The following is a 25,005-nucleotide window of genomic DNA, read 5'->3' on the forward strand; positions in this document are numbered from 1 at the left end:
CTTGCACTGCCTCCCGGTAGATGGTGCGGGATGGACGTGGGCGCGCGGAAGCGGCCGATCAAGCGGAGGCCCTCATGGACCGCGCGCCACGTCGGAGCACTTTTGGTGCATCGAAGTCGTTCGCTTGCTGATGTTAATGGTTTGTTTCGCCTGAGTGGCCAAAAGAATCTTCGAAATATGCAAAAGTTTCGCTGGGCCGAGGCATAAGTCCCCGTCAATGCCGTGAGTCAGACCGATGTGGACACGCCGGACATCACCCGGTCCGAAGGGCTTCGCCCAGCTCACGCTCCGTTGTGAACGGTCACTCCGACGAAGTTACGCGGCCACCGCGTCGCGCTGGGAGGCCAGGAGGGCGGTGAAGTTGCCGGCGTTCATCGGGCGGGCCAGGTGGTAACCCTGGCCGAGGGTGTAACCCAGGGCGCGCAGCTGCTCCACCTGCGCCTCGTTCTCGATGCCCTCGGCGACGGTGTCCAGGCCCAGCGCACCCGCCAGCTGGATGACCGCGCGGGCGACCGCCTGGCGGGCGTCGCGCGCCGCCGGGTTCGCGTCGTCGATCTCGATGCCGTCGACGAAGGACTTGTCGAGCTTGATGATCGCGGCGGGGAACGCCCGCAGCAGGCTCAGCGACGACTCGCCGGTGCCGAAGTCGTCGAGGGCCAGCTTGACGCCATGGCGGTCGAGCTCGTGCAGGGTCCGCGAGATCTGGCTGCCGCGCAGGACCGCGGACTCGGTCAGCTCGAGGACCAGGCGGTCGGTCGAGAGGCCGCTGTCGGCGAGGGCCGCGAGCACGTCGGCGACAAACCCGGGGTCGTGCAGCTGCCGGGCCGAGACGTTGACCCCCGGCTTCTGCAGGGCGTCGGGGCCGAACTCGGCCAGCCACGCCGCCGTCTGCCGGCAGGTCTCGCGCAGCACGAAGCGGCCCAGCTCGACGATCAGGCCGGTGCGTTCGGCGGCCGGGATGAACTCGATCGGCGGGACCGTGCCGCGGGTCGGGTGCTCCCAGCGGACCAGCGCCTCGACGCCGATGACCTTGCCGGTCTCCAGCAGCACGACCGGCTGGTAGACGACGCGGAACTCGCCCTCGTCGAGGCCCCGCCGGATCTCGCCGCCGAGCTGGATGTGCGCCAGGACCGGCTGTTCCATGCCCGGCTCGTAGCGGACGAAGCCGGCCTTGCCGCGCTGCTTGGCGGCGTACATGGAGACGTCGGCGTCGCGGAGGACACCGTCGACCGTCGCGGCGGGCGCGGCCGTGGCGATGCCGATGCTGGCCTGCACGAGCAGGCGGTGCTCGCTGATCGGGCTCTCGAGGGCGTCGAGGATGCGCTGAGCGACCGTCTCCCCCACCGTGGTGCCACCGACGAGCAGCGCGGCGAACTCGTCGCCGCCGATGCGGACGGGCAGCGCGTCGGTGCCGCAGGCCTCGTCGAGGACGTGGGCCACCGCCACGAGCAGGCGGTCGCCGACGTCGTGGCCGAGTGAGTCGTTCACGGTCTTGAAGTCGTCGAGGTCGACCAGCAGCACGGTCGCGGACTCGCCGTTCTCCAGGGCCGTGTGCAGGGCGTCGCGGAAGCGGGCGCGGTTGGCCAGACCGGTCAGGCCGTCGTGGCTGACCTCGTGCTGCAGGCGTACCTCCTGGCCGCGGATGTCGCGTAGCAGGAGCTTGTTGTCGCGGAACGCCACGAACTGGCGGATCGTGACGAGCACGCTGACCAGGACGGCGGCGAGGAGAGAGACCCGGCCGGGCCACTGCAGCGGCCCGGCGGCGATGGCGATCAGGGGCAGGTCACCGCCGGCGATCGCCAGGTACGGCAGCAGTGGCGACGACCGGCGCGACACCCGGCGGCGGCCGAGCCTCGCCGTGCCCTGCGCGCGGACGGCGAGGACGAGCAGCACCGGCGCCATCGGCAGCACGACGGACTGCGACGGGACACCGCCCGCGTTGCCGAAGGTGGTGGCGAGCACCGCCACCCCGGCGGCGGCCAGGCCCATGGTGGCGACCAGGCGCATCGCCGTCCGGTCGACGGGCCCGTCACCGAGGTAGGACACCTTGGTGATGCCGCCGATGGTCAGCAGGAACGCGAGGCCGACCAGGGTCAGCGTCTGCGGGCTCCACCGCTCGGTCGCGGTGAGCATGGGAGCGAGTCCGAAGTGCCAGAGGACCGTGGCGCAGCCCAGGAAGGCCACGACCCGGTCGAGGTGCATCCGCCAGCGTTCGGCCGGGCTGACCGCGCCCTGCGGCACTCGGGCGACGGCCCACATGGCGAGCGCAAAGCCGAGACCGACGGCCACGGCAGCCGACAGGGGCATGTCCGGCGGCATGTCGCCGGCCGAGAACCGGGCGGCGTTGATCAGCATCAGCACGTAGCCGACGGTCATGAAGACCGCGGCGATCAGCAGGGCACGCCAGAACCGCCCGGCCACCGGCTCGCTGCGGACCCTCCGCCAGAGGCGGAACAACGCAGCGACCGCGACGAGTCCCTCGAGCGGCACGGCGACGTACGCGATGGCCACGTGACCGGCGCCCACGGTGCTGAACAGGAGGTACCACAGCAGACTCGCAACGGCGAGGCCGGCGGTGATCCACACGTAGCGCGAGGGTACGCGGGTGTCGTCGGCCATGCTGAATGCATCGGCGGCCCGGTCGCCCGGTGTAGATAAATCCGGCTTCGTGGCACAACTCGCATGATCGCCGCGCCTCACAGGCCCACCCTGCACCACCGGGCACGGGAGGTCCATCGGAGAAACGGATCGGCCGAAAGACGGAGTGCACCCCGGCTTCTCCGTCCGCGGCCAGATGTGGCCGGGGGCAGTCCGAGGCGATGCTGGCTGCACTTGACGCGCACCGACCCAGGGGGACCGCATGACGGCCGTACCGCACCACTACGACACGGCGCCGCTGGCGCACACGGACGTGCTCGTCCTCGACTACCTGGCCGCGCTCTGGGCCGCGAGCGAGGAGCTCGAGCCGGGTCTGCGGGACGAGCTGATGACCACGGTCGCGGACTACATCGCCATGCGCCGGACGTCTCCGGCCAACCCCCTCGAGGACGCCGGGGAGATCCTCCAGCGTCTGGGCCCTCCCGAGGCGCTCGCGGCAGCTGCCCGCCGCGGGCGCGTTCCCGCCCACCTGCGCCGGCCCGCCGTGCCCGTCCCGATGGCCCCGGCCGCCGTCCGGGTGGCGCCTTCCGGACATCTTGAGTACGCCGGGATCGGCCTGCTCACCGCGGGTTCCGTGATCCTGCCGGTGATCTGCCCGCTGGCGGGTCTGCTGCTGGTCTCGGGCTCACCGCGGTGGAGCCCGGCGCAGAAGACGGCCGCCTGGGTGCTCACGGCGTTGCCGGCCCTGCTGGGGTTCGTCATGGTCCTGGGAGCGATGGCCATCGGCGGTGGTGCCGAGATCCTGGTGCTGGCCTACCTGGCGATGGTCGCCGGCTCGGTCATCGCCGGCCTGTCCCTGCTCCCGGGCCTCACCGCCCGCCGGGAGCACCGGCCCTAAGGGGTGGTGCGGCGCAGCGTGGCGCGGGCGAGCATCGCGATCGAGACGGCGGAGTGGACCAGGAGCAGACCGAGGACCAGGAAGCCGCCACCGGTCAGGAAGCCCGCGCCGAGCGCCGCCACCACACCGGCGGCGATCGCGAGGATGCCGGCGATCCCCGCCTGCACCAGACCGCTGGTGCCGCGGGCCGCGGCCACGAAGCCGCCCACCGAGGCGACAAAGGCGAGCAGCACCACGACCTGCGTGCCGGGGGCGCCGAAGACCGCCTCGCGGGCGACCTCGGGCACGCCGGAGCAGAGAGCGACCACCACGGGGAGCTCGAACAGCGGCGGCAGCAGCCACATGAGCAGACCGGTCCAGCGACTGCTCGCCGTGCTCGCCGTTGATCCCGCCATGGAACGCCTCTTCTCGGTTGGGCCTGCTCAGTCTGCTCCTACCCCGCAACCCCCGCGTTCAACGGGTCGGCGAGCAGACGATCGAAGGCGAGTTCCGCGGCGCCGATCAGGGCGGCGTTGCGGCCGAGCGTCGCCGCTCGCAGCTGGACGTGTTCGCGGGAGGCGGGCAGCGCGATCCCGTCCAGGCGGCGGCGGACCACCCCCGCGCCCGCGATGTAGACCTCGCGCAGGGCACCCCCGAAGACCACCAGGTCGGGGTTGACCACGTTGACCAGGTTCGCGACACCGAAACCGAGCCAGCCGGCGACCTGGTGGACGGCCGCCCGGGACGTACGCTCACCGCGCGCCGCCGCCCGCAGGACGTCGAGGACGGCACCGGGCTCCCCCGGCTCGCGTCCGGCGTGCCGCAGCAGGGCCGCCGCGCCGATCTCGGTCTCCCAGCAGCCCTTCGAGCCGCAGCCGCAGGGCAGGCCGTCGGGATTGACCACCATGTGACCGACCTTGCCGCTGTGCCCGCGGTGGCCGGCGACGAGCCGCCCGCCGGTGATGATGCCGGCACTGATGCCGAGGTCGCCGTGCAGGTAGACGAGGTCGTCGAGGCCGGCGGCGACACCGCGGATGTGCTCGGCCAGGGCGGCGATGTCGGCCATGTCCCCGGCGACGAAGGCCGGGCCGCTGCCGAACTCGGCGTCAAGGGCGGCGTTCAGCTCCTCGTCGGCGCCGCCGATCCGGATCCGGCCGTCCTCGTCGCGGGTCGTGTCGGCCACGGCCACACCGCCGCCGGTGCAGAGGGCGTCCTCGGCCAGGCCGCCGGCCATCTCCCGGGCGACCGCCGCCAGCGGGGCGATCGTCTCGAGGGCTGTGCTCCCGGGCTCCCGGGGCACCTCACGCAGGTCGAGGATTCGGCCGCCGAGTCCGATGCAGGCGGCCCGCAGCCGGTCGGCCTCGATGCTCAGCGCGATCGCGTAGACGCGTTCGGAGCAGGGGCTCACGACCAGGGAGGGCCGGCCGGCCCGGCGTACGGTGGTGGGCGCTTCCTCGGTGACCAGGCCGGCAGTGACGAGGTCGGCCGCGAGGGCGCCGATGGTGCTGCGGTTGAGCCCGAGCCGGCTGGTCAGCTCGGCGCGGGAGGTCGGGCCGTGCACGTGGACGTACCGCAGCAGGGCGCCCAGATTTTGCCGGCGGATCTCCTCCTGGCTGGCGCCGGGCGCCGCGGGCAGGGGAACCTCCGGGTGACGACCGGCCCGGGAAAGGCCGGATCGTACGGGTGTGGCCACGATGCCGACCCCCTCTCCGAGCTGTTTTGGAGCAAATGTCGGTATCCCTGACGACGAAGGGTCCCCGGAGACGGACTCCGGGGACCCAAGGGCCGTCAGTGACTACCCAGTCGTACTTACTTGGTGAGCGGCGCGAGCTTCGGGTCGTTCGCGTACGCCTCGGCCGCGTTCGCCTTGGTGACGGCGACCGGCGGGAGCAGGAACGTGTCGACGACCTTGCTGCCGTTGTTGTAGGACTTGGTGTCGTTCACCTGGGGGGCAGCACCGGTCTGCAGAGCCTTGACCATGTTGATGCTTTCCTTGACCAGGTTGCGGGTGTCCTTGTTGATGGTCATGTACTGCTCGCCGGCCATGATCGACTTGATCGACTCGACCTCGGAGTCCTGACCGGTGACAACCGGGACGGGCTTGCCGGCACCCTTGATCGAGGTGATGATCGCGCGGGCCAGCGTGTCGTTCGGGGAGAGGACGCCGTCCAGCTCCTTGCTGCCGTAGGTCGAGGTCAGCAGCTGGTCCATGCGGGCCTGCGCACCCTCGGCCTTCCAGCCCTGGATGGCGGTCTGCTTGACGTCGGTCTGCTTCGACGCGACGACGACGTCACCCTTGTCGATGGCCGGCTTGAGGACGTCCATCGCACCGTTGAAGAACACACCGGCGTTGTTGTCGTCCGGCGAGCCCGAGAAGAGCTCGACGTTCCACGGGCCGGTCGCCTTCTTGGCCTTCATGCCGTCCAGCAGGGCCTGGCCCTGGAGCTGGCCGACCTTGAAGTTGTCGAACGCGACGTAGTAGTCGAGGTCCGGCGTGTTGGTGATGAGGCGGTCGTACGCGATGACCTTCGCGCCGGCCTGGTGCGCCGCGGCGACCTGGGTCGACAGCTGCGCGGCGTCGGTCGCGCCGATGACGATGACCTTGGCGCCCTTGGTGACCATGGCGGTGATCTGCGCCTGCTGGTCGGCAACCGTCGTGGACGCGCCGGCGTACTGCACGTCGCTCTGGAAGCCGGCCTCCTTCAGGCCGTTGGTGAACAGGTCACCGGCGAGAACCCAGTTCTCGGAGGTCTTGGCCGGGAGGGCCACACCGATGAGCGAGTTGGCCGCGAAGCCCTTGGCCGGGGCGTCGGAGCCACCGGTCTCCTCGTCACGGCCGCCGCCGCAGGCCGTAAGGGCCAGCATCGAGATGGCGCCGATGGCCACCGTCTTGCCGAAGAAATTACGCATTGGGGGGTAATGCCTTTCTTTTCAGTGGTGATACAGGGTGAGAGGGGTTCGGTGACCGTCAGCCGGACACCGTTGTCTTGGCGGGTTCTGAGCCCGCGTCCGACAATGAAGCCGGTCCGGCTGATGCCTCCCGGCGGAATGGGCGCATGATGCTTCCGATGATGGAGAAGCGCCCCTGGCTCTTGTTGTAGACGTCGAGTGCGACGGCCAGCAGCAGGACCAGGCCCTTGATGATCTGGACCCGGTCGGTGCCGACGCCCAGGAGTTGCAGACCGTTGTTGAGCACGGCCATGACGAGACCACCGACGATGGATCCGCTGATGGTGCCGATACCGCCGGAGACAGCCGCGCCACCGATGAAGACAGCGGCGATCGCGTCCAGTTCCCAGCCGTTACCGTCCTGCGGGCCGGAGGCCGCCGAACGCGCCACGAAGATCATGCCGGCCAGCGCCGCCAGCACGGACATGTTCATCATGACGAAGAAGTTGACCCGCTGAAGCTTGACGCCGGACAGCTCCGCGGCGCGCGAGTTGCCGCCGACCGCGTAGATGTGCCGGCCACCGGCGGTGTTGCGGGTGTAGAACGAGTACAGGATGACCAGCGCGACCAGGATGATGCCCGACACCGGGAAGCTGGTGCCGACGCGGCCGCTGGCGAAGCGCAGCGTGACGAAGACGAGCACGCCGACCATGACGGCCATCCGGAAGATGGAGATCCACAGCGGAGCGGCGTCGGCGTCCATCTCGCGGCGCGTCTTGCGGGCCTGCACCTCGCGCCAGACCACGGCCGCACAGGCGGCGAGACCGAGCAGCAGCGTCAGGTTGTTGTACCCCGTGCTCGGGCCGACCTCGGGCAGGAAGCCCGCGCCGATCGTCCGGAAGCCCTCCGGCACCGGGATGGTGCTGGCGTTACCGATGAACTGGTTGCCGCCACGGAAGATCAGCATGCCGGCCAGCGTCACGATGAACGCGGGTACGCCGATGTAGGCGACCCAGAAGCCCTGCCAGGCGCCGATGGCCGCGCCGATCAGCAGGCCGAAGAGGATCGCAACCGGCCAGGGCAGGTCCCACTCCGCCATCGACTTGGCGACCAGGATGCCCGCGAACGCCGCGATCGAGCCGACCGAGAGGTCGATGTGCCCGGCCACGATCACCATCAGCATGCCGATGGCCAGGATCAGGATGTACGAGTTCTGCTGGAACAACGCGATCAGGTTGTCCGAGCGCAGGGTCAGGCCGTCGGTCAGCACCTGGAACAGGACGACGATCGCCACCAGCGTGAAGATCATCCCGAACTGACGGGCGTTGGAGGTGGTGCCTCCGAAGAGGTTCTTCTGAAGGTCCTTGAATCGGCTCATCGCGTCTGCATCTTCTTCGTCGAGGTCATCTGCTTCATGAGGGTCTCCGGGTCCGCGTCCCGCCGGGGAATGTCGCCGGTGATGGTGCCTTCGAACACGGTGTAGATGCGGTCGCAGAGCCCGATCAGCTCAGGCAGCTCCGAGGAGATGACAACAACGCCCTTCCCCTGGTCGGCGAGCCGCTGGATGATGCCGTAGATCTCGAACTTCGCGCCCACGTCGATGCCGCGGGTCGGTTCGTCGAGGATCAGCAGATCCGGGTCCGTGAACATCCACTTCGCCAGGACAACCTTCTGCTGGTTGCCACCGGAGAGCTTGGAGACGCCCTCGTCGACCGTCGGAGCCTTGGTCCGCAGCTCCTTGCGGTAGGACTCGGCGGCCTTGTACTCCGCGACCTCGTCCAGGACGCCGTGCCGGGAGATCTTCTTCAGCTTGGCGGCCACCGTCGACGTCTTGATGTCGTCGAGCAGGTTGAGGCCGATCGCCTTGCGGTCCTCACTGACGTACGCCAGACCGTTGGCGATGGCGTCGGAGACCGACTTGAGCTCGATCTCCTTGCCGTCCTTGATGATCGTGCCCGACTCCCAGACGCCGTACGAGCGGCCGAAGACGCTCATCGCGAGCTCGGTACGGCCGGCGCCCATGAGGCCGGCGAAGCCGACGATCTCGCCGCGGCGCACCACGAAGCTCTCGTTCTTGCAGACCTGGCGGTCGGCGGAGATCGGGTGCCGGACGTTCCAGTTCTTGACCTCGAAGAAGACCTCGCCGATCTTCGGCGTGTGGTCCGGGAAGCGACTGCTCAGCTCGCGGCCGACCATGCCCCGCACGATGCGGTCCTCGTCGACGCCGTCCGCCTTGATGTTCAGCGTCTCGACCGTCTTGCCGTCCCGCAGGATGGTGATCTGGTCGGCGATCGCCTCGATCTCGTTCAGCTTGTGCGAGATCATGATCGAGGTGATGCCGCGCTCGCGGAACCCGCGCAGCAGGTCCAGCAGGTGGCGGGAGTCGGCCTCGTTCAGGGCCGCGGTGGGCTCGTCGAGGATGAGCAGCTTGACGTCCTTGGCGAACGCCTTGGCGATCTCCACCAGCTGCTGCTTGCCGACGCCGATGTCCTTGATCAGCGTGTCGGGGTCCTCCTGGAGGCCCACCCGCGCCATCAGGTCGAGCGCCCGGCGGTTGGCGGCCTTCCAGTCGATCGCGCCGCGCTTGCGGGGCTCGTTGCCGAGGAAGATGTTCTCGGCGATCGACATGTCCGGGATGAGCGCGAGCTCCTGGTGAATGATCACGATGCCGGCGTTCTCGCTGGCCCGGATGTCACCGAAGCGCGTCTCCGCCCCTTGGTAAACGATGTCACCGTCGTACGTGCCGTACGGGTAGACCCCGCTGAGGACCTTCATCAGCGTGGACTTGCCGGCACCGTTCTCACCGCAGATCGCGTGGATCTCGCCGGCGCGCACCACCAGGTTGACGTCGGAGAGGGCCTTGACTCCGGGGAACTCCTTGGTGATGGAGCGCATCTCCAGGAGGATGTGCGTGTCGCTCATAGGTCGCACCACCTCGCCAACGTCATGGATGCCTCCGGGAGGGGTCTGGCTGTGATGTGGTTTTGTTGCCGAAGGCAACCTATTCAGAGCAGAAGATGATTCGCAAGTTTCTAGATCACCGGACAGGTAACAATCCGGCAATAAACCGCCGGGGCGTGCTGTGCACACCCCGGCGGTCGTTCGTTCAGACGGTGACGGTTTCCCGTTCAGGTTCCTCGCTCAGCTGATCGCGCAGGCGCTCACCCTCGATGTCGACATTCGGCAATGCCCTGTTCAGCCAGGCCGGCAGCCACCAGGCGGCCCGTCCGAGGAGTGAGATCACGGCCGGCACGATCGTCATCCGGACCACGAACGCGTCGATGGCGACACCGATCGCGAGGGCGAAGCCCATGGACTTGATGACCGGGTCGTCGATCAGCATGAAGCCGGCGAAGACCGACGTCATGATCAGCGCGGCCGCGGTGACCACACGGGCGCCGTGACCCATGCCGCTGATCGTCGCCGCCTGGACGTCGGCACCGTGCACGTAGTCCTCGCGCATCCGGGACACCAGGAACACCTCGTAGTCCATGGCCAGACCGAAGAGGATGCCGATGAGCAGGATGGGCAGGAAGCTGACCAGCGGGCCCGGCGTGTCCAGACCCACCAGCGAGGCCAGGTGTCCCTCCTGGAACACCAGCACCGTGATGCCGAAGGTCGCGCCGACGGTCAGCAGGAAGCCGAGCGCCGCCTTGAGCGGCACCAGCACCGACCGGAAGACGAGCATCAGCAGCAGCACCGACAGTCCGACCACCAGCAACAGGTAGACGGGCATGGCGTCGGACAGCTTCTCCGACACGTCGATGCCGACGGCGGTCTGCCCGGTCACCGCCACCTCGGCACCGCTGACACCGGCCACCCGGTCGCGGACCTCGTGGACCAGCTCCTCGGTGGCCGCGTCGGTCGGGCCGGTCTGCGGGATGATCGCCAGCAGCGCGGTGAGCTTGTCCCGGCTCAGGTTAGGCGGGGTCAGCGTGAGCAGGTCGGGTGTGCCCTGCAGGACCTGGCTGACCTGCTGCACCGCGGCGCCCGTCTGCTCGGGCGAGTCACTGGAGACGACCAGCGCGAGCCGGCCGTTGAAACCCGGGCCGAAGCCGGCGGTGATCAGGTCGGCGGCCTCACGGGCCGGCGTACCGGGAGCGGCCGCGCTCGCGTCGGGCAGGGCGACCCGCATGTCCATGGCCGGGATCGCCAGGGCGCCGAGGCCGAGCACACCGACCAGGATGACCGGGATGCGCAGCCGGGTGACGATGCGGGCCCAGCGGAAGCCGAAGGCCTCCTTGGTCGTGGCGTGCGAGGCGGCGTGCCCGCGCAGCTTGCGGGGCAGGACCTTCTCACCGGCGAAGCCCAGCAGTGCGGGCAGCAGCGTGATGGCGACGACCACGGCGACCGCGACGGTGCCGGCGGCGGCCAGGCCCATCACGGTGAGGAACGGGATCCGGACCACGGCGAGACCCGCGAGCGCGATGACCACCGTGATGCCTGCGAACACGACCGCGGACCCGGCGGTGCCGACCGCGCGGGCGGCCGCCTCCTCGGGTTCGAGGCCGTCGACCAGGTTCTGGCGGTGGCGCGAGGTGATGAACAGCGAGTAGTCGATGCCGACCGCCAGGCCGAGCATCAGCGCCAGGACCGGCGCGGTGCTGGTCAGGTCGATGACGCTGCTCAGCGCGAACAGACCGGCCATGCCGGCGCCGACACCGATCAGCGCGTTGAGCATGGTCATGCCCGCGGCCACCAGCGAGCCGAACGTGATCACCAGGACGACGAGCGCGATGACCACGCCGATGGCCTCGGTGCCGCCGACCTCCGGCGGTGCGTTCATCACCTCGCCGCCGTGCTCCACCTGCAGGCCGGCTGCCTCGGCCGCGGCGCCGCTGTTCTCGTAGGCGGTGCGCTGGTCCTCGGTCACGGCATCCGCGCGCTCGGCGAACTGGACCTGGATCAGCGCGTGACGGCCGTCCTGGGACAGCGCCTTCACGGCGTACGGGTCGACGGCCGCGAGTGCACCCGGCAGCGTGCCGGCCTCCTTGACCAACCCTTGCACCGCCGCCTTGAGCTGCGGATCGGCGAGCGTGGCACCCTGCGGCGCGGCGACGACGATCGTGCCGGTGGCCCCGCTGGCCTCGGGGAACTCCTTCTGCAGCGCGTCGATCGCACGCTGCGACTCGGTGCCGGGCATGGTGAAGTTGCTCGACGTCGGTCCCTTGAAGGCCAGGGCGGCGCCACCGAGCGCGGCCAGCAGCACGAGCCACAGGGCGACCACGAGCTTGCGGCGCCGGAACGAGGCCCGGCCGAGCCGGTACAACAGGGTTGCCATGTCAGTCCTTGTCGTGAGGGATAGGGGTGATCAGGGCACGCTTGGCGACACCGATGAGGGCCTCGCGCAGGCCCTCGTCGTCCTTGTCGATGGCGACGGTGACGATGCCCGCGAGTACGACCTCCGCGGCCAGGCGGGTGGCCGGGTCCGTGGAGCGCGCGGCGAACACGGAACACAGGTCCTCGGTGAGCGGGAGCAGGAACTCGAAAGCCGGCTCCTGCAGGAACTGCGCCGTGCCGTCGTAGATGAGCGAGATCTCGCGGCGGTACCGCAGCACCAGATCGACGAAGCCCTCGATGGCCGCGGCCTGGGCGGCGCGGTCGTCGAGGGCGGCGAAGCCCGCGCTGAGCTCGGCGAACTCCCGCGCGGCGGGTGCCAGCATCTCGGCGAAGATCGCTTCCTTGCTGGCGAAGTGGTAGAGCAACGTGGCCTTGGAACAGCCCACCCGGGCGGCGATGTCCTGCAGCGAGGTGCCCTTGAACCCGGAGTGGGCGAACTGCTCGGCGGCGACGCTGAGGATCTCGTCCCGCGTACTGGTGCGGACCATGGATCTCAGCATGCCTGACCGATCGGTCAGAAGCTGGCCGATCGGTCAGGAAAGTGACTGACGTAACTCTCTGCTACCCCCGCAGGAGATTGTCAGTCGCGGAGCTGGCGAAGAATTCGAGTCAGCTCTGTGCGGTCGGTGTCGCTGAGCGCGGCGAAGAACCGCTCCGCCGCCTGCTGGCGGGCCGAGCGGATCGCGTCGCCGGCGGCCCGGCCCTCCGCCGTGAGGGTCACCAGGGTCGCCCGGCGGTCGGCGGGGTCGGGGGCCCGGGCCACGAGACCGCGCTGCTCCAGGTCGTCGACGACCTCGGTGGCCGAGCGGGCCGCGATGCGCAGATGCTCGGCGAGGGCACCCGGGCGCAGCGAGCCGTGTTTGAGCAGCACGTTGAGCGCGCGGCCGTGCGACGGCGAGACGTTCAGCGGCTCCAGAGCCTCGCGGTTGAGGTGGCGCAGGTTGCGGGCCACGGACCAGAACAGCTCGGAGAGGTGGTCGTCGTCCACGGGGAATACCGTATCAGCGATTGCGGTTGTAGCCTCATGTTGAGGTAACCTCAGCTTAACCCGTACCGGAAGAAGGTTGTTGCTCTTGGAATCGCCACCTGTCGAAACCGGCCGCCGAGGCCGCTCCCAGACCGTCACCGCCGCCGAGAAGAAGCAGGCCAAAGAGGTCTCGCTCCGTCGCATCGGACGGCTCTTCACCGCTCACCGCACACCCCTGACCCTGGTCACCGCGATCATCGTGGCCTCGTCCGTGATCGCCATGGCCTCCCCCTTCCTGCTCCGCGAGGTCATCGACCGCGCGTTGCCGCAGCAGGACCTGACGCTGCTGGTCTGGCTGGTCGCCGGCATGGTCGCCGTCGCCGCCGTGACCTCCGCGCTCGGGGTCGTCCAGACCTGGATCTCCACCACCGTCGGCCAGCGTGTCATGCACCGGCTGCGCACCGACGTCTTCACCCACCTACAGCGCCAGTCCGTGGCCTTTTTCACCAGGACCCGGACCGGCGAGGTGCAGTCGCGCATCACCAACGACATCGGCGGCATGCAGTCCGTGGTCACCTCGACCGCGACCTCGATCGCCTCGAACCTCACCACCGCCGTCGCCACCGCGGTCGCCATGGCCGCCCTGAGCTGGCAGCTCTCCCTCGTCTCGCTGGTCGTCCTGCCGCCCGCGATCTACCTGACCCGCCGCGTCGCCAAGATGCGCAAGGAGATCACCGCGCAGCGCCAGCGGGAGCTCGCCGACCTCAACGTCACCGTCGAGGAAGGCCTGTCGATCAGCGGCGTGCAGCTGAGCAAGACCATGGGGACCGGCCCGGCGCTGGTCGAGCGGTTCACCGCGTCGTCGACCCGCCTCATCGACCTGGAGCTGCGCTCCGAGCTGGCCGGCCGCTGGCGCATGGCCGCGATGAGCATCATCTTCGCCGCGATCCCCGCGCTCATCTACCTGAGCGCCGGTCTGCCGATGACCGCGGGCAAGCTGAGCATCGGCACCCTGGTCGCGTTCACCTCGCTGCAGGCCGGGCTCTTCCGGCCCCTGATGGGCCTGCTCGGCGTCGGGGTCCAGCTGACCAGCTCGCTCGCGCTCTTCGCCCGCATCTTCGAATATCTGGACCTGCCGGTCGAGGTGGACGATCCCGCCGAGCCGGTCACCCTGACCCGTCCGGTACGCGGCCACCTGCGCTTCGAGGACGTGACCTTCGCGTACCCGGGCAGTGAGACCGCGGCGATCGCCGGTGTCAGCCTCGATGTGCCCGCCGGCACGTCCCTGGCCCTGGTCGGCGAGACCGGCTCGGGCAAGAGCACCCTGGCCGCACTGATCGCGCGCCTCTACGACCCCGACGCCGGACGCATCACCGTCGACGGCATCGACCTGCGCGACCTGCGGCTGGCCGACCTCGCGGGCATCGTCGGCGTGGTCAGCCAGGAGACGTACCTGCTGCACACGACCGTGCGGGAGAACCTGCGGTACGCCCGCCCGGAGGCCACGGACGAGCAGATCGAGCAGGCCGCCCGGGCCGCGCAGATCCACGACCTGATCGCCGGGCTCCCGGACGGCTACGACACCGTTGTCGGCTCGCGCGGTCACCGCTTCTCCGGTGGTGAGAAGCAGCGCATCGCCATCGCCCGGACCCTGCTGCGGGACCCGCGGATCCTGGTCCTGGACGAGGCCACCAGCGCGCTCGACACCTCGACCGAGCGGGCCGTGCAGCGCGCGTTCGACGAGCTGGCCCGCGGCCGGACGACGGTGACCATCGCGCACCGGCTCTCCACCGTCCGTGACGCCGACCAGATCGTGGTGGTCGACCACGGCCGGATCCTCGAGTCCGGCACCCACGAGAGCCTGGTCTCGGTCGGTGGCCGGTACGCCGACCTGGCCGCGTGAGCCTGGTCGGCCGGTGGCCGGCACCCCGGCCGGGCTAGCCGCGTGAGGGCAGCCTCAGGGTGAAGGTGCTGCCGGCGCCGGGCCGGCTCGCCGCGGTCAGATCGCCCCCGTGCTCGCGCGCGAGCTTGCGGGCGATCGCCAGGCCCAGGCCGCTGCCCCCGGTCTGCCGGCTGCGCGCCTTGTCGGCCCGCCAGAACCGGTCGAAGACGTGCGGCAGGTCCTGCGGCGCGATGCCGGAGCCCGTGTCCGCCACCTCGACCAGCAGCTCGTCACCCGCGATCCGCGACCGCAGGACGACGCGGCCGCCCGGCGGGGTGTGCCGGACGGCGTTCGACAGCAGGTTGCCGACGATCTGCCGCAGCCGGACCGGGTCCAGCTCGACCTCCGGGTCACCGGCCAGCTCCAGCCGCAGGTCGACGCCGCCGCGCGTGGCGGTCTCCCGCTGCGCCTCGGCCACCTGCCGCAGCAGGTCCTCGACGTGGACCCGCGACGGGTGCAGCCGCAGAGAACCGGCGTCCGCGGCGGCAAGATCCCGCAGGTCGTCGATGACGTGCTGCAGAAGCAGCGCCTCCTCGGTCAGCAGGTCCAGCAGCTCGGGATCGAGCGGGGCCAGACCGTCCTGGGCGGCCTCGAGCCAGATGCGGATGTTGGACAGCGGGGTCCGCAGCTCGTGCGCGACGTCGCTGACCATCGCCTTGCGCCGGCGTTCGCTGACCTGGCGGCGCTCGGCCAGGTCGTTGAAGGCCGCGGCGAGCCGGCCGATCTCGTCGTCGCCGGTGACCGGCACCGGGGCGTCGCGGTCCAGCGGGCGCTGCGCGGCCGCCGTCAGCACCCGCAGCGGGCGGACCAGCCGCAGTCCCACCAGCACGGTCACCAGCACCGCGAGGAGCAGCACCAGTCCCGTGACCCCGGCGACATACCCGGCGTTGCGGCCGGTCAGGTCGAACGTGGCGTCGGGCTGCCGGGCCGGACTTCCCATGTAGAGCCGGGCGGCCGGCGCCACGTACGGCCGCAGCTGCTCGCGGCGGGCCGCGTCGAGGCAGTCGCGGATCTGCCCGTCGTCGACCCCGGGGCCGGTCTTGGCCCGGTAGGAGAAGTCGGCCGACAGCTGGAGGCTGATCCGGGCTCCCTGGCGTTCGACACAACCCGTGACCAGGCCGGTGAGCTTGTCGAGGGCTCTCTTCTCGGTGCTCGTCGGGCCGATCCCCCGGTCACACTTGAACAGCGCACCCTGGGTGTCGAGATCACCCTGCGCCGAGACGGACACCCGCCCCGACGGCGACTCGGTGAGCACACCGCCGAAGCCGATGTCCTCGAGACAGGCGATCTGCGCCGTGGCCGCCTTGCGCAGCACCGCACGCTCGGCCGCGGTGAGCCGGAACGGCCCGACCGCCCGCGGGTCGATCTCGGTCGCGTTGGTGCCGCCCCGCAGTGCGGTGTCGACGTGCAGGGCGTCGACCACGGCCGACGGGCGGGACGGCAGCTCACCCGTGCGGCCGGCCAGCCACCGGCCCTGGGCGTCCGTGAGGGTGACCTGGCGGCCCGTACCGGCGGCCAGCTCGGTCAGCACCGGCTCGACACCCTGCCAGCTCGCGTGGGTGGCCGCGTACCCGAGGAGCCCGTCGTAGATCCTGCTGTCGGCCGCGATGGACTGGCCCTGCTCCTGCCTGATCACCCGGCTCGTCGTGCGGACCGCCAGCCACGCGGTGGCGGCCACGGCGCAGACGGCCACCGCGAGCGAGGTGGCCAGCAGACGGGTGAGCAGGCTGCGGTGCAGCGGCACCCGGGTGGCGCCCACGTCAGGGACTCAGCTTGTAGCCGACGCCGTAGACCGTGATCAGGTGGCGCGGGCGGGCCGGGTCGGACTCGAGCTTGCGACGCAGGTTGAGCACGTGCATGTCGATGGTGCGGTCGGTCGGGTAGCTCTCCCAGCCCCGGGTGCGCTGCAGCAGCTGCCGGCGGGTGAAGACCCGGCCCGGCTCGGCGGCCAGTGTCGCGAGGACCTCGAACTCGCCGCGGGTGCAGACGACGACGGTGTCGCCGCGGCGCACCTCACGGCGTACCGGATCGACGACAAAGCCGGCCACGGCATGGACCCGATGATCCACGGTGACCGCCCGCGACGTGCGGCGCAGCAGGGTCCGCACCCGGGCCATCAGCTCGCGCGGGCTGTACGGCTTGGTCAGGTAGTCGTCGGCGCCCAGGTCGAGACCGAGCAGCAGGTCCTCCTCGCTGGACCGGGCGGTCAGCACGAGGATGGGCAGGTCGTACTCGGCGCGCAGCACGCGGCACACGTCGAGCCCGTCGACCTTGGGCATCATCACGTCGAGGATGAGCAGGTCGGGGCGTTCACGCCGGACAGTGTCGATGGCGGCGCGGCCGTCCGGCACCACCAGCGCCTCGTAGCCCTCGGCGACCAGGTAGCGGCGGACGCCTTCGGCCTGCCGGGGGTCGTCCTCGGCGATGAGCACCTGGGTTCGCACGGTGCCGACTATAGGCAGGGTCGCAAGGACGCCCGGAAAATCTGACAACCTCGATACAAGTGACTGACGGACGGCTGATCGCGGGCCCGCACGATCTCCGGCATGCCCACTCCCCTGCGCGCCCTGCTGGCGCTGACCCTCTGTCTCGGCGGCGTCGCCGGCTGTTCGTCCTCGTCCGGTGACGACAACGCCCCGAAGGTCGTGAGCTTCCGCAGCGAACCGGTCGCCGGCGCCTCGGCCCCGGCCAGGTCCGCCGGCCCGCCCGTCATGCGCATGGACATGAGCCGCGAGGAGGAGGACCAGCTCTGGAACGCCTTCTACGCCTGTCTCGCCGGAGCCGGCGTGCCGATGAAGAAGAACGCCGAAGGCGTCTACGAGTTCAACAGCGCCGAGGGCAAGATGCAGGCCGACACACCCGAGATCCACAAAGCCTGTGACCACACCCTGCCGCAGCCGCCGCCGGAGAAGGATCCGGAGCAGAACCCGTACCTGAAGGACGACGAGAACAACTTCTGGCAATGCCTGAAGGACCACGGCGACGACGTCCACAAGGTGGCCGACGGTTGGGAGCCCGGCCCGAAGTGGGGCGACTTCCCGAACGCGGACGCGGTGACCGAGGCGTGCGAGGTGCAGGCTTACGATGGCAAGAGGGGTTAGGTGGGCCGCCCTGGTGCTGGTCCTGGCCGGGCTGGTCGTCGCCGGGCTGCGGTTCCTGCCCGAGCGCAAGCCCACCGGCACCGAGGAAGCAACCGGGCCGCCCGCGGCTACAGCGGTGGTCACCCGGACCGACCTGTCGACGACGCGGACGGTCTCCGGCGAGCTGGGCTACGGCACGCCGCAGGAGCTCGAGGGTGGTGCCGGCACGGTCACCTGGCTGCCGAAACAGGGTGCCGTGGTCAAACGCGGGCAACCGGTCTACCGGCGTGACGACCGGCCGGTGCCGCTCTTCTACGGCCGGACGCCGCTCTTCCGGCCCCTGGACCGGGCCGGCCTGGTCGGGCGGGACGTGCGGGTGGTCGTCGACAACCTGCGGGCCCTGGGGTACCGCACCGGGGATCAGCCGCTGCCGGGCAGTCCTGCCGAGCCGGCGCCGCTGAAGGTGCACGCGGGCGACGGGGTCATGACCCGGTCGCTCATCGCGGCCGTCAAGCGGTGGCAGACCGATCACGGCGTACCGGCAACCGGGGTCATCGCCCCCGGTGACGTGCTCGTGCACAGCGGCAAGCTGCGTGTCGCGGCCCTGATCGCCCGGCCCGGCCGCCCGTCCGACGCGCCGCTGATGGCCGTCACCGGTACGGCGAAGGTCGTGACCGTGCAGCTCGACGCCGGTGACAGCGGCTCGGTCCGGCGCGGGGACGCCGTGCGGGTCACGCTGCCCGACGGGGATGTCGCGAAGGCGAAGGTCACGTCGGTCGGCACGACGGCCCGTGCTCCGGAAGGCGGGGACGGCACGGAACAGCCCCGCACCACGGTCACCGTCAAGCTCGACGATTCCGGGGCGGTGTCCCGGCTCACCGCTGCGCCGGTCCAGGTCGAGGTGACCGGCGAGACCCGCCCGGACGTCCTGGCCGTGCCGGTCGGCGCCCTGCTGGCGCTGCTCGAGGGCGGGTACGCGGTGCAGATCGCCGGTGGTGCCCTGGTGCCGGTCGACACCGGGTTGTTCGCCGACGGCCGGGTCGAGGTCAGCGGGCCCGGCCTCGACGAGGGTGTCACCGTGGTGACCGCCTCATGACCTCGGTCCTCGCCGTGCACGACGTCAGCAAGGTGTACGGCGGCACGGTCACCGCCCTCGACCACGTCACCCTGGAGATCGCCGCGGGTGAGCTGCTGGCCATCGTCGGGCCGTCCGGCTCGGGCAAGTCGACACTGCTGCACATCATGGGCACCCTCGACCGGCCGACCAGCGGCACGGTGACCCTCGGCGGGCAGGATGCCGCCCGGCTGCGCGACCGGCGGCTCTCGGCGCTGCGCGGGCAGCAACTCGGCTTCGTCTTCCAGCAGTTCCACCTGACCGACGGGCTGAGCGCGGCCGAGAACGTCGCCCTGGGCCTGCAGTACGCCGGGGTCCCCCGCCGCCGCCGGCGCCCGCTCGCGGCGGCCGCCCTGGACCGTGTCGGGCTCGCCCACCGTACGCAGCACCAGCCGCACCAGCTCTCCGGTGGTGAACGGCAACGGGTGGCCATCGCCCGTGCGCTGGTCAACGGGCCCTCGCTGGTGCTGGCCGACGAGCCGACGGGTGCGCTGGACAGCCGTACCGGGCGGTCGGTGCTGGACCTGCTCACCCGCCTGAACGCCGAGGGGACGACCATCGCCGTGATCACCCATGACCGTGACATCGCCGCCGCCCTGCCCCGCCGGGTCGAGCTGCGGGACGGCCGGCTCGTCCGGGACACCGGTGGCCCCGGATGAGGCGGGTCCGGCTCTCCCCGCTGGACCTGCTCGCTCTGGGGTTCTTCGGCATCCGGACCCGGCGGCTGCGCGCGGCCCTGTCGGCGCTGGGCATCGCCATCGGTGTCGCCACGATGGTCGTCGTCACCGGCGTGCCCGCGTCCAGCCGGGCCGGGCTGCTGGAACAGCTCGACCGCCTCGGCACCAACCTGTCGCAGGCGAGCGCCGTCCCCGATCAGGACCCGCCGGTGCTCCTGGCGCCGGAGTCCGTGGCCATGACCGAGCGGATCGCGCCGGTCACCGCGGCGACAGCGGTCGCCAACACCCACCTCGGGATCCAGCGCAACGACCGGACCGACCCGGCCTCCGGTACGGCGGTGCTCGCCGCGCATCTCGACCTGCTCGGTGTGCTCGGCGGCCACGTCGGGTCCGGCCGCTTCCTGGACGCCGCGAACCAGCGGTTCCCGGTGGTGGTGCTGGGCGCCGAGGCGGCGAGCCGGCTGGGCATCACCGAGGTGGCGCCGGGCTCCTCACCGCAGACGGTCGTCGACGGGCGGAAGTTCACCGTCGTGGGGGTGCTGCGGCCGATCCCGCTCGCACCGGAGATCGACCGGGCCGTGCTCGTCGGCTGGGACGCGGCCCGCGCCCTGCTGCACTTCGACGGGCGGCCCACGGTCCTCTACGTCCGCGCCGACGACGCGGCCGTCGAGGACGTCCGCGCGGTGCTGGCCGCGACCATCCACCCGCAGGGGCCGGGACTGGTCCGGGTGAGCCGCCCGTCGGACGCGCTTGCCGCCAAACGCGCGACGGAGACCACCTTCTCGGCGCTCTTCCTCGGCCTGGCCGCGGTGGCGCTGCTGGTCGGCGGCATCGGGGTGGCCAACACGATGGTCATCTCGGTGCTGGAACGCCGCCGCGAGATCGGGCTGCGGCGCTCGCTGGGCGCGCACCGCGGCTGGATCCGGGCGCAGTTCCTCGCCGAGTCGGTCGTGCTGTCGCTGCTCGGCGCCCTGACCGGGGCGGCGCTGGGCAGTGCGGCCACGGTGGCCTACGCCCTGCGCCAGGGCTGGCCACCGGTCCTCTCACCGCAGACGCCGGCCGGTGCGGTCGGCGTCGCGGTGCTGGTCGGGATCGTCGCCGGCGGCTACCCGGCGATCCGCGCCGCGCGCCTGCCCCCGACCGAGGCGCTGGCGACGTGACCGGTCACCTGACCGTCGTGGCCGGCTGGACCTGCGTCGCCTCGGCCTCCGCGGCCCGGCGGCGCTCGAACGGGTCGCCGTACTCCCGGACGGCGGCCCGGGCGTACGCCTGCTGGAACGTCGACACGCGTTCCGAGCGCCCGCGACCCAGGAAGCTGACCGCCCAGTGCAGCACCGCGGTGAGGCGGTTCTTGAAGCCGACCAGATAGAGCAGGTGGACCGCGAGCCACATCAGCCAGCCGAGGAACCCCGACACCCGCAGCTTGCCGATGCTCGCCACCGCCGAGAAGCGGGAGATCGTCGCCATGCTGCCCTTGTCGAAGTACTTGAACGCCTGACCGGTCTCGCGGCCGTCGAGGCGGCGCTTGATCTGGTCGGCGACGTGCCGCCCGCTCTGGATGGCGACCTGGGCGACACCGGGCAGCTGGTCCAGCGCCATCATGTCGCCGACCGCGAAGATCTCCGGGTGCCCGGGCACCGAGCAGTCCGGGTTGACCTTGAGCCGGCCGGCCCGGTCGGTCTCGGCGCCGGCCGCCGCGGCGAGCTTGCGGGCCAGCGGCGGGGCGGCCACACCGGCGGCCCACATCTTGGTCATCGACTCGATGCGCTGGTGCCCGCGGGCGGTCTCGACCTCGATGCCGGTCGCGTCGACACCGACGACCTTGGTCTCCAGCTCGACCTCGACACCGAGCAGGTGCAGCTGCCGCAGCGCCCGGGTCGACAGGTGGTCACCGAAGGTGTTCAGCACCGCGCCGACCGCGTCGACCAGGATGATCCGGGCCTTGCGCGGGTCGATGTGCTTGTACTGCCCCGGCAGGGTGCGGTGCGCGAGCTCGGCGATCTGCCCGGCCATCTCGACACCCGTGGGGCCCGCCCCGACGACCACGAAGGTCATCCAGCGCTCGACGTCCTCGGGGTTGGCCTGCAGATCGGCCAGCTCGAACGCACCGAAGATGCGCGCCCGCAGCTCCAGGGCGTCGTCGATGCTCTTCATGCCGGGTGCGTACTCGGCGAAGGCGTCGTTGCCGAAGTACGACTGCGAGGCGCCTGCGGCGACGATCAGCGTGTCGTACTCGACGGTGTAGTCGATGCCCGGCGCCTCGACCGCGACCGTCTTCGTGGCGACGTCGATGTCGGTGACCGTGCCGAGCTTCACGTCGACGTTGTCCTGGCGCTTGAGGATCTCCCGGATCGGCGGCGCGATCTCACCCTCCGAGAGGATGCCCGTCGCGACCTGGTAGAGCAGCGGCTGGAACAGGTGATAGGCGGTGCTGTTGATCAGCGTGATGTCGACGGGCGCCTTACGCAGCGCCTTCGTGGAAAACAGCCCGCCGAAGCCGGCTCCGACGACCACTACGCGGTGCCGGCGATCAGATCGTTGAGGCATCAAAAGTCTCCGGTTGTCGTGGTCGTCCTGCGCGTACGGTATCAACGACGTGATGGAAACTCTCTTCTTGCTGTTCCCAGGACGTCACCACGTCCTTACCCGTTTTCAGGCCGAGTACCTGCGACGGTGGCCCGGCGCGACGGTTGTGTGGGCGGTCACGTCGGCCAACCACGAGAACACGAAGCGCAATCCGGTGCCGTACCACCGGCGCGAGGCGGCGATCGAGCGCTTCAGTGTGCTCGCCGACCTGCGTTCCGTGGTCGTCCCGGTCTTCGACACGACGCCGACGGACCGGTTCGCCGAGGTCACGCTCAAGAACATCACGGTGGCCACCGGCCTGGACCTGACCCCGGACAACACCGTGGTGGCGTGCTCGACCCCCGCGGTCGCGGCGCTCTACTCGGCGCTGGGCTTCCGCATCGCCGGCGTCGAGGCCTCGGAGGACCCGGAGCCGGCCCGCCCGTGGGACGTCCTGCTGCGCCTCGCGGCCGGTGACGAGACCTGGCATGAGCTGGCCCACCCCGCGACCATCGACGTCTTCGAGCGCTACCAGCTGGTCGAGACCGTCCGCTCGGTCGTCAACGACCCGGTCGTCGGCGACGAGGGCGGCCTGACCCCGACCCGCAACTACCGCACCTACGTCGAGGCGTTCGCCGACAGCGCGGCCCGCAAGTGGAAACTCGTCGACCAGCACGTCCGCCCAGGCCGCATCGTCGACATCGGCTGCGGCGCCGGCGCGGTCCTCGAGCTCGCCGACCGTGACCCGGCCCTGCGCGAGAGCGACCTCATCGGTGTCGAGATCGCCCGCCACCTCTACGAGGAGTGCATGCACAAGAAGGCCCAGGGCGTCTTCCACAACGCCAACGTCTTCTTCTACCGCCGCAACGTCCTCGGCGGCGCCATCTTCCCGCCGCGTTCGATCGACACGACACTGACGTTCGCCCTGACCCACGAGATCTGGTCCTACGGCGACCGCTGGGAGTCGATGCGCCGCTTCGCCCAGGCCATCTACGACCACACCGCCCCCGGCGGCGTCTGGATCAACAGCGACGTCTGCGGCCCCGACGGCCGCGACCGCCCGGTCCACCTCACCCTCACCACGACCGACGGCACCAACCCCGCTTCGGTACGCCGTGACCTGGGCGAACTGCCCCCGGAGGAGGTCTCGGCGTACGTCGGCGGCCTGTCCACGAGGGCGCGCCTGGACCAGTTCGCCGTCGACTACCGCTTCCCCTTCACGTACTCCCCCGCCGGCGACGCGCTCGAGCTGACCTTCGGCGACGCGATGGACTACCTGACCCGCAAGGACTACACCGACAACTGGCTCTCGGAAACCCAGGAGCAGTTCTGCGGCCTGGAGTACGCCGACTGGAAGTCCCTGCTGGCGGACGTGGGCTTCGAGGTCGACCCGGCCTCCCACACCACCCGCAACGACTGGATCGTCGACAACCGCCTCGCCCCCACCGCCACCCTGACCACCCCGGACGCCACCCCCCTCGACTGGCCGGTCACCCACGTCCTGCTGGTCGCCCGCCGCCCCTTGAACACTTGAGCGCCTAGTAGTGCTTTGTCATGGTCCTCTTCCCGCGCGGGTTTTTCGTTGCGGGAAGCGGGTTTGGCAGGTCGGGCAGGTGCCGATGAGGCGGGCCAGCAGGTGTTGCAGGCGTCGGAGTACGGCGTAGAGAGTCATTCCGGCGCACGGGTTTTTGGGTCCAGGCGTTGCAGGGTGAGAAACGCGTGAGCGGCGGAGACCAGGGTGGTGTGGTGGTGCCAGCCTTGCCAGGTGCGGCCTTCGTAGTGGTCCAGGCCGAGCCCGGTTTTGACCTCGCGGTAGTCGTGTTCGATGCGCCAGCGCAGCTTGGCCTGCCTGACGAGGTGCCGATATGGGGTCGTGGCGGGCAGGTTCGACAGCCAGTAGCGGGTCGGTTCCGGCTCGCCGGGTGGCCATTCGGCGATCAGCCACCGCACGGGCAGGTCTTCGTCGAAGCCGACGGCCCGGCGATGCACCAGGCTGGCGGGACGCAGCCGCAGGAACACGAAACTGCCGCCCATCTTCCGGGCTTTGCCGGCCCGGCGGCGTGAACCCTCGCGCCAGGTGACCCTGCGAGTCGCGTCGCGGCCGGCGGCCAAGACGTGGGTTTTGAGGCCGGGTGCGGCTTGCCGGTAGATCAGCGGCGGCCGCCGGCCAGCACCCTTATACGGGGGTGAGGTGCGCTGGGCGTCGATGGTGAAAGCGGTATGCGCGCAGTTCACGCCGACGACGTAGCTCAGGTTCCGGTCCTCGAGACCTTGGCGGAACTCAGCGGCGTCGCCGTAACCGGCATCAGCGACGATCAACGGCGGCGTCAGCCCCCACCCGCGGGCTTCATCGATCATGTCCATGCCCAGACGCCACTTCTCGCGATGCACGACGTCGTCCGGCATTCCGGTTTTGCGGCGGCGCTCGGGGGTCTCGGAGGTGGCCTTGTCGCTGGCCGGGTCCCAGGACTCGGGAACGAACAGCCGCCAGTCGACCGGGCACGACGCGGTGTCGGTGACCAGGTTCAGGCTGACTCCGATCTGGCAGTTGGTCACTTTCCCGGCCGTGCCGGTGTATTGCCGGGTCACACCCACCGACGCGGTACCGTATTTGAGCCAGCCGGTGTCGTCCAACGCCCACGCAGCCGGGACGATCGCCTCGTCCATCCGCACCGCCAGCCGTCGGCGCACCAACGCGGCATCCCACGGACTGTTGGTGACGAAATGGTTCAACGCCTGTTCGTGCGGCCCGGCAAGCCGGGCCGCCATCGGCTGGATCGACTTGCGACGACCGTCCAACATCAGACCGCGCAGGTAATGCTCGGCGCGCTCCTGCCACCGCGACCTGGTCAATGAAGCGAACACATCCGCCACGAACGCGTCCAGATCATCGGCCAGTTGCTGAACCTCAGCAGTGTCCATCCCTCCAGGACACCAAGATCAGCATTGATATGTC

Annotated in this window: 20 protein-coding genes; 7 read left to right on the forward strand and 13 right to left on the reverse strand. The window is 70.5% G+C overall.

What is annotated here, in order from left to right; translation table 11 throughout:
• Window positions 1–315 precede the first annotated feature (315 nt).
• Window positions 316–2,619 (reverse strand): putative bifunctional diguanylate cyclase/phosphodiesterase, encoded by a 2,304-nt coding sequence (locus tag AFR_RS27725; protein WP_023560121.1) that lies wholly within the window; start codon window positions 2,617–2,619, stop codon window positions 316–318.
• Window positions 2,620–2,860: 241 nt separating this feature from the next.
• On the opposite strand from AFR_RS27725, the gene AFR_RS27730 reads away from it, so the two are divergent.
• Window positions 2,861–3,496: an HAAS signaling domain-containing protein gene (locus AFR_RS27730; RefSeq protein WP_023560122.1), complete on the forward strand. Its 636-nt coding sequence runs from the start codon at window positions 2,861–2,863 to the stop codon at window positions 3,494–3,496.
• On the opposite strand, the gene AFR_RS27735 is transcribed toward AFR_RS27730, so the two are convergent.
• The 8 genes from AFR_RS27735 to AFR_RS27770 form a co-directional block, all read right to left on the reverse strand.
• Entirely contained in the window at window positions 3,493–3,891 is a 399-nt protein-coding gene (locus tag AFR_RS27735) for a hypothetical protein (RefSeq protein WP_023560123.1), read from the reverse strand. The genes AFR_RS27730 and AFR_RS27735 overlap by 4 nt on opposite strands.
• A 38-nt stretch (window positions 3,892–3,929) precedes the next feature.
• The gene (locus AFR_RS27740; RefSeq protein WP_041842795.1) at window positions 3,930–5,111 is read right to left on the reverse strand and encodes an ROK family transcriptional regulator; all 1,182 of its coding nucleotides are present in this window, start codon (window positions 5,109–5,111) and stop codon (window positions 3,930–3,932) included.
• Between the two features lie 173 nt (window positions 5,112–5,284).
• The gene (locus AFR_RS27745; RefSeq protein ID WP_023560125.1) at window positions 5,285–6,385 is read right to left on the reverse strand and encodes a substrate-binding domain-containing protein; all 1,101 of its coding nucleotides are present in this window, start codon (window positions 6,383–6,385) and stop codon (window positions 5,285–5,287) included.
• A gap of 58 nt (window positions 6,386–6,443) precedes the next feature.
• Window positions 6,444–7,742 (reverse strand): multiple monosaccharide ABC transporter permease, encoded by a 1,299-nt coding sequence (gene mmsB / locus AFR_RS27750; RefSeq protein WP_023560126.1) that lies wholly within the window; start codon window positions 7,740–7,742, stop codon window positions 6,444–6,446.
• Window positions 7,739–9,286 (reverse strand): multiple monosaccharide ABC transporter ATP-binding protein, encoded by a 1,548-nt coding sequence (gene mmsA / locus AFR_RS27755; protein ID WP_023560127.1) that lies wholly within the window; start codon window positions 9,284–9,286, stop codon window positions 7,739–7,741. Before mmsA ends, mmsB begins: the two co-directional genes overlap by 4 nt.
• Window positions 9,287–9,470: 184 nt before the next feature.
• Window positions 9,471–11,645: an MMPL family transporter gene (locus tag AFR_RS27760; RefSeq protein ID WP_023560128.1), complete on the reverse strand. Its 2,175-nt coding sequence runs from the start codon at window positions 11,643–11,645 to the stop codon at window positions 9,471–9,473.
• Between the two features lies 1 nt (window position 11,646).
• The gene (locus AFR_RS27765; protein WP_023560129.1) at window positions 11,647–12,192 is read right to left on the reverse strand and encodes a TetR/AcrR family transcriptional regulator; all 546 of its coding nucleotides are present in this window, start codon (window positions 12,190–12,192) and stop codon (window positions 11,647–11,649) included.
• Between the two features lie 92 nt (window positions 12,193–12,284).
• Window positions 12,285–12,692: a MarR family winged helix-turn-helix transcriptional regulator gene (locus AFR_RS27770; RefSeq protein ID WP_023560130.1), complete on the reverse strand. Its 408-nt coding sequence runs from the start codon at window positions 12,690–12,692 to the stop codon at window positions 12,285–12,287.
• Between the two features lie 85 nt (window positions 12,693–12,777).
• On the opposite strand from AFR_RS27770, the gene AFR_RS27775 reads away from it, so the two are divergent.
• Window positions 12,778–14,574: an ABC transporter ATP-binding protein gene (locus tag AFR_RS27775; protein WP_023560131.1), complete on the forward strand. Its 1,797-nt coding sequence runs from the start codon at window positions 12,778–12,780 to the stop codon at window positions 14,572–14,574.
• 34 nt (window positions 14,575–14,608) lie between these two features.
• Here the strand turns inward: AFR_RS27775 and AFR_RS27780 are convergent, their stop codons facing one another.
• Together AFR_RS27780 and AFR_RS27785 are read right to left on the reverse strand one after the other, a co-directional pair.
• Window positions 14,609–16,372 (reverse strand): sensor histidine kinase, encoded by a 1,764-nt coding sequence (locus AFR_RS27780; protein ID WP_023560132.1) that lies wholly within the window; start codon window positions 16,370–16,372, stop codon window positions 14,609–14,611.
• Between the two features lies 1 nt (window position 16,373).
• Window positions 16,374–17,057 carry a response regulator transcription factor gene (locus AFR_RS27785; protein WP_148308074.1) on the reverse strand — a complete coding sequence of 228 codons (684 nt, stop codon included), beginning with the start codon at window positions 17,055–17,057 and terminating at the stop codon, window positions 16,374–16,376.
• A gap of 102 nt (window positions 17,058–17,159) precedes the next feature.
• On the opposite strand from AFR_RS27785, the gene AFR_RS27790 reads away from it, so the two are divergent.
• From AFR_RS27790 to AFR_RS27805, 4 genes are read left to right on the forward strand one after another with little or no spacing between them, the layout of a single operon-like run.
• Window positions 17,160–17,714: a hypothetical protein gene (locus AFR_RS27790; protein ID WP_023560134.1), complete on the forward strand. Its 555-nt coding sequence runs from the start codon at window positions 17,160–17,162 to the stop codon at window positions 17,712–17,714.
• Window positions 17,698–18,789, forward strand: a complete 1,092-nt coding sequence (locus tag AFR_RS27795; RefSeq protein WP_041841189.1) for an efflux RND transporter periplasmic adaptor subunit — start codon at window positions 17,698–17,700, stop codon at window positions 18,787–18,789. Before AFR_RS27790 ends, AFR_RS27795 begins: the two co-directional genes overlap by 17 nt.
• Window positions 18,786–19,466, forward strand: coding sequence for an ABC transporter ATP-binding protein (locus AFR_RS27800; RefSeq protein WP_023560136.1), 681 nt, complete (start codon window positions 18,786–18,788; stop codon window positions 19,464–19,466). Before AFR_RS27795 ends, AFR_RS27800 begins: the two co-directional genes overlap by 4 nt.
• Complete coding sequence (locus tag AFR_RS27805; protein WP_023560137.1) at window positions 19,463–20,644, forward strand: ABC transporter permease; 1,182 nt, start codon at window positions 19,463–19,465, stop codon at window positions 20,642–20,644. The genes AFR_RS27800 and AFR_RS27805 overlap by 4 nt, the downstream gene beginning before the upstream one ends.
• Before the next feature lie 4 nt (window positions 20,645–20,648).
• Here AFR_RS27805 and AFR_RS27810 read toward each other — a convergent pair whose 3' ends face one another.
• Window positions 20,649–21,998 carry an NAD(P)/FAD-dependent oxidoreductase gene (locus AFR_RS27810; protein ID WP_023560138.1) on the reverse strand — a complete coding sequence of 450 codons (1,350 nt, stop codon included), beginning with the start codon at window positions 21,996–21,998 and terminating at the stop codon, window positions 20,649–20,651.
• An 85-nt stretch (window positions 21,999–22,083) separates the two neighbouring features.
• Between AFR_RS27810 and AFR_RS27815 the strand changes: the two genes are divergently transcribed.
• Window positions 22,084–23,583 carry a class I SAM-dependent methyltransferase gene (locus AFR_RS27815; protein ID WP_193786326.1) on the forward strand — a complete coding sequence of 500 codons (1,500 nt, stop codon included), beginning with the start codon at window positions 22,084–22,086 and terminating at the stop codon, window positions 23,581–23,583.
• A 134-nt stretch (window positions 23,584–23,717) separates the two neighbouring features.
• On the opposite strand, the gene AFR_RS27820 is transcribed toward AFR_RS27815, so the two are convergent.
• Complete coding sequence (locus AFR_RS27820) at window positions 23,718–24,971, reverse strand: IS701 family transposase (protein ID WP_023358104.1); 1,254 nt, start codon at window positions 24,969–24,971, stop codon at window positions 23,718–23,720.
• Between the last annotated feature and the right edge of the window lie 34 nt (window positions 24,972–25,005).

Origin of the sequence: Amorphoplanes friuliensis DSM 7358 (assembly GCF_000494755.1) — a bacterium.
Taxonomy (GTDB): domain Bacteria; phylum Actinomycetota; class Actinomycetes; order Mycobacteriales; family Micromonosporaceae; genus Actinoplanes; species Actinoplanes friuliensis.

What these genes read in the sequence shown, in the direction of transcription:
- AFR_RS27730 (WP_023560122.1), top strand. Translation starts at nt 2,861, where the DNA reads ATGACGGCCGTACCGCACCACTACGACACGGCGCCGCTGGCGCACACG.
- AFR_RS27805 (WP_023560137.1), top strand. Translation starts at nt 19,463, where the DNA reads ATGAGGCGGGTCCGGCTCTCCCCGCTGGACCTGCTCGCTCTGGGGTTC.
- mmsB (WP_023560126.1), bottom strand. Translation starts at nt 7,742, where the DNA reads ATGAGCCGATTCAAGGACCTTCAGAAGAACCTCTTCGGAGGCACCACC.
- AFR_RS27790 (WP_023560134.1), top strand. Translation starts at nt 17,160, where the DNA reads ATGCCCACTCCCCTGCGCGCCCTGCTGGCGCTGACCCTCTGTCTCGGC.
- AFR_RS27725 (WP_023560121.1), bottom strand. Translation starts at nt 2,619, where the DNA reads ATGGCCGACGACACCCGCGTACCCTCGCGCTACGTGTGGATCACCGCC.
- AFR_RS27795 (WP_041841189.1), top strand. Translation starts at nt 17,698, where the DNA reads ATGGCAAGAGGGGTTAGGTGGGCCGCCCTGGTGCTGGTCCTGGCCGGG.
- AFR_RS27765 (WP_023560129.1), bottom strand. Translation starts at nt 12,192, where the DNA reads ATGGTCCGCACCAGTACGCGGGACGAGATCCTCAGCGTCGCCGCCGAG.
- AFR_RS27815 (WP_193786326.1), top strand. Translation starts at nt 22,084, where the DNA reads ATGGAAACTCTCTTCTTGCTGTTCCCAGGACGTCACCACGTCCTTACC.
- AFR_RS27820 (WP_023358104.1), bottom strand. Translation starts at nt 24,971, where the DNA reads ATGGACACTGCTGAGGTTCAGCAACTGGCCGATGATCTGGACGCGTTC.
- mmsA (WP_023560127.1), bottom strand. Translation starts at nt 9,286, where the DNA reads ATGAGCGACACGCACATCCTCCTGGAGATGCGCTCCATCACCAAGGAG.
- AFR_RS27735 (WP_023560123.1), bottom strand. Translation starts at nt 3,891, where the DNA reads ATGGCGGGATCAACGGCGAGCACGGCGAGCAGTCGCTGGACCGGTCTG.
- AFR_RS27760 (WP_023560128.1), bottom strand. Translation starts at nt 11,645, where the DNA reads ATGGCAACCCTGTTGTACCGGCTCGGCCGGGCCTCGTTCCGGCGCCGC.
- AFR_RS27745 (WP_023560125.1), bottom strand. Translation starts at nt 6,385, where the DNA reads ATGCGTAATTTCTTCGGCAAGACGGTGGCCATCGGCGCCATCTCGATG.
- AFR_RS27800 (WP_023560136.1), top strand. Translation starts at nt 18,786, where the DNA reads ATGACCTCGGTCCTCGCCGTGCACGACGTCAGCAAGGTGTACGGCGGC.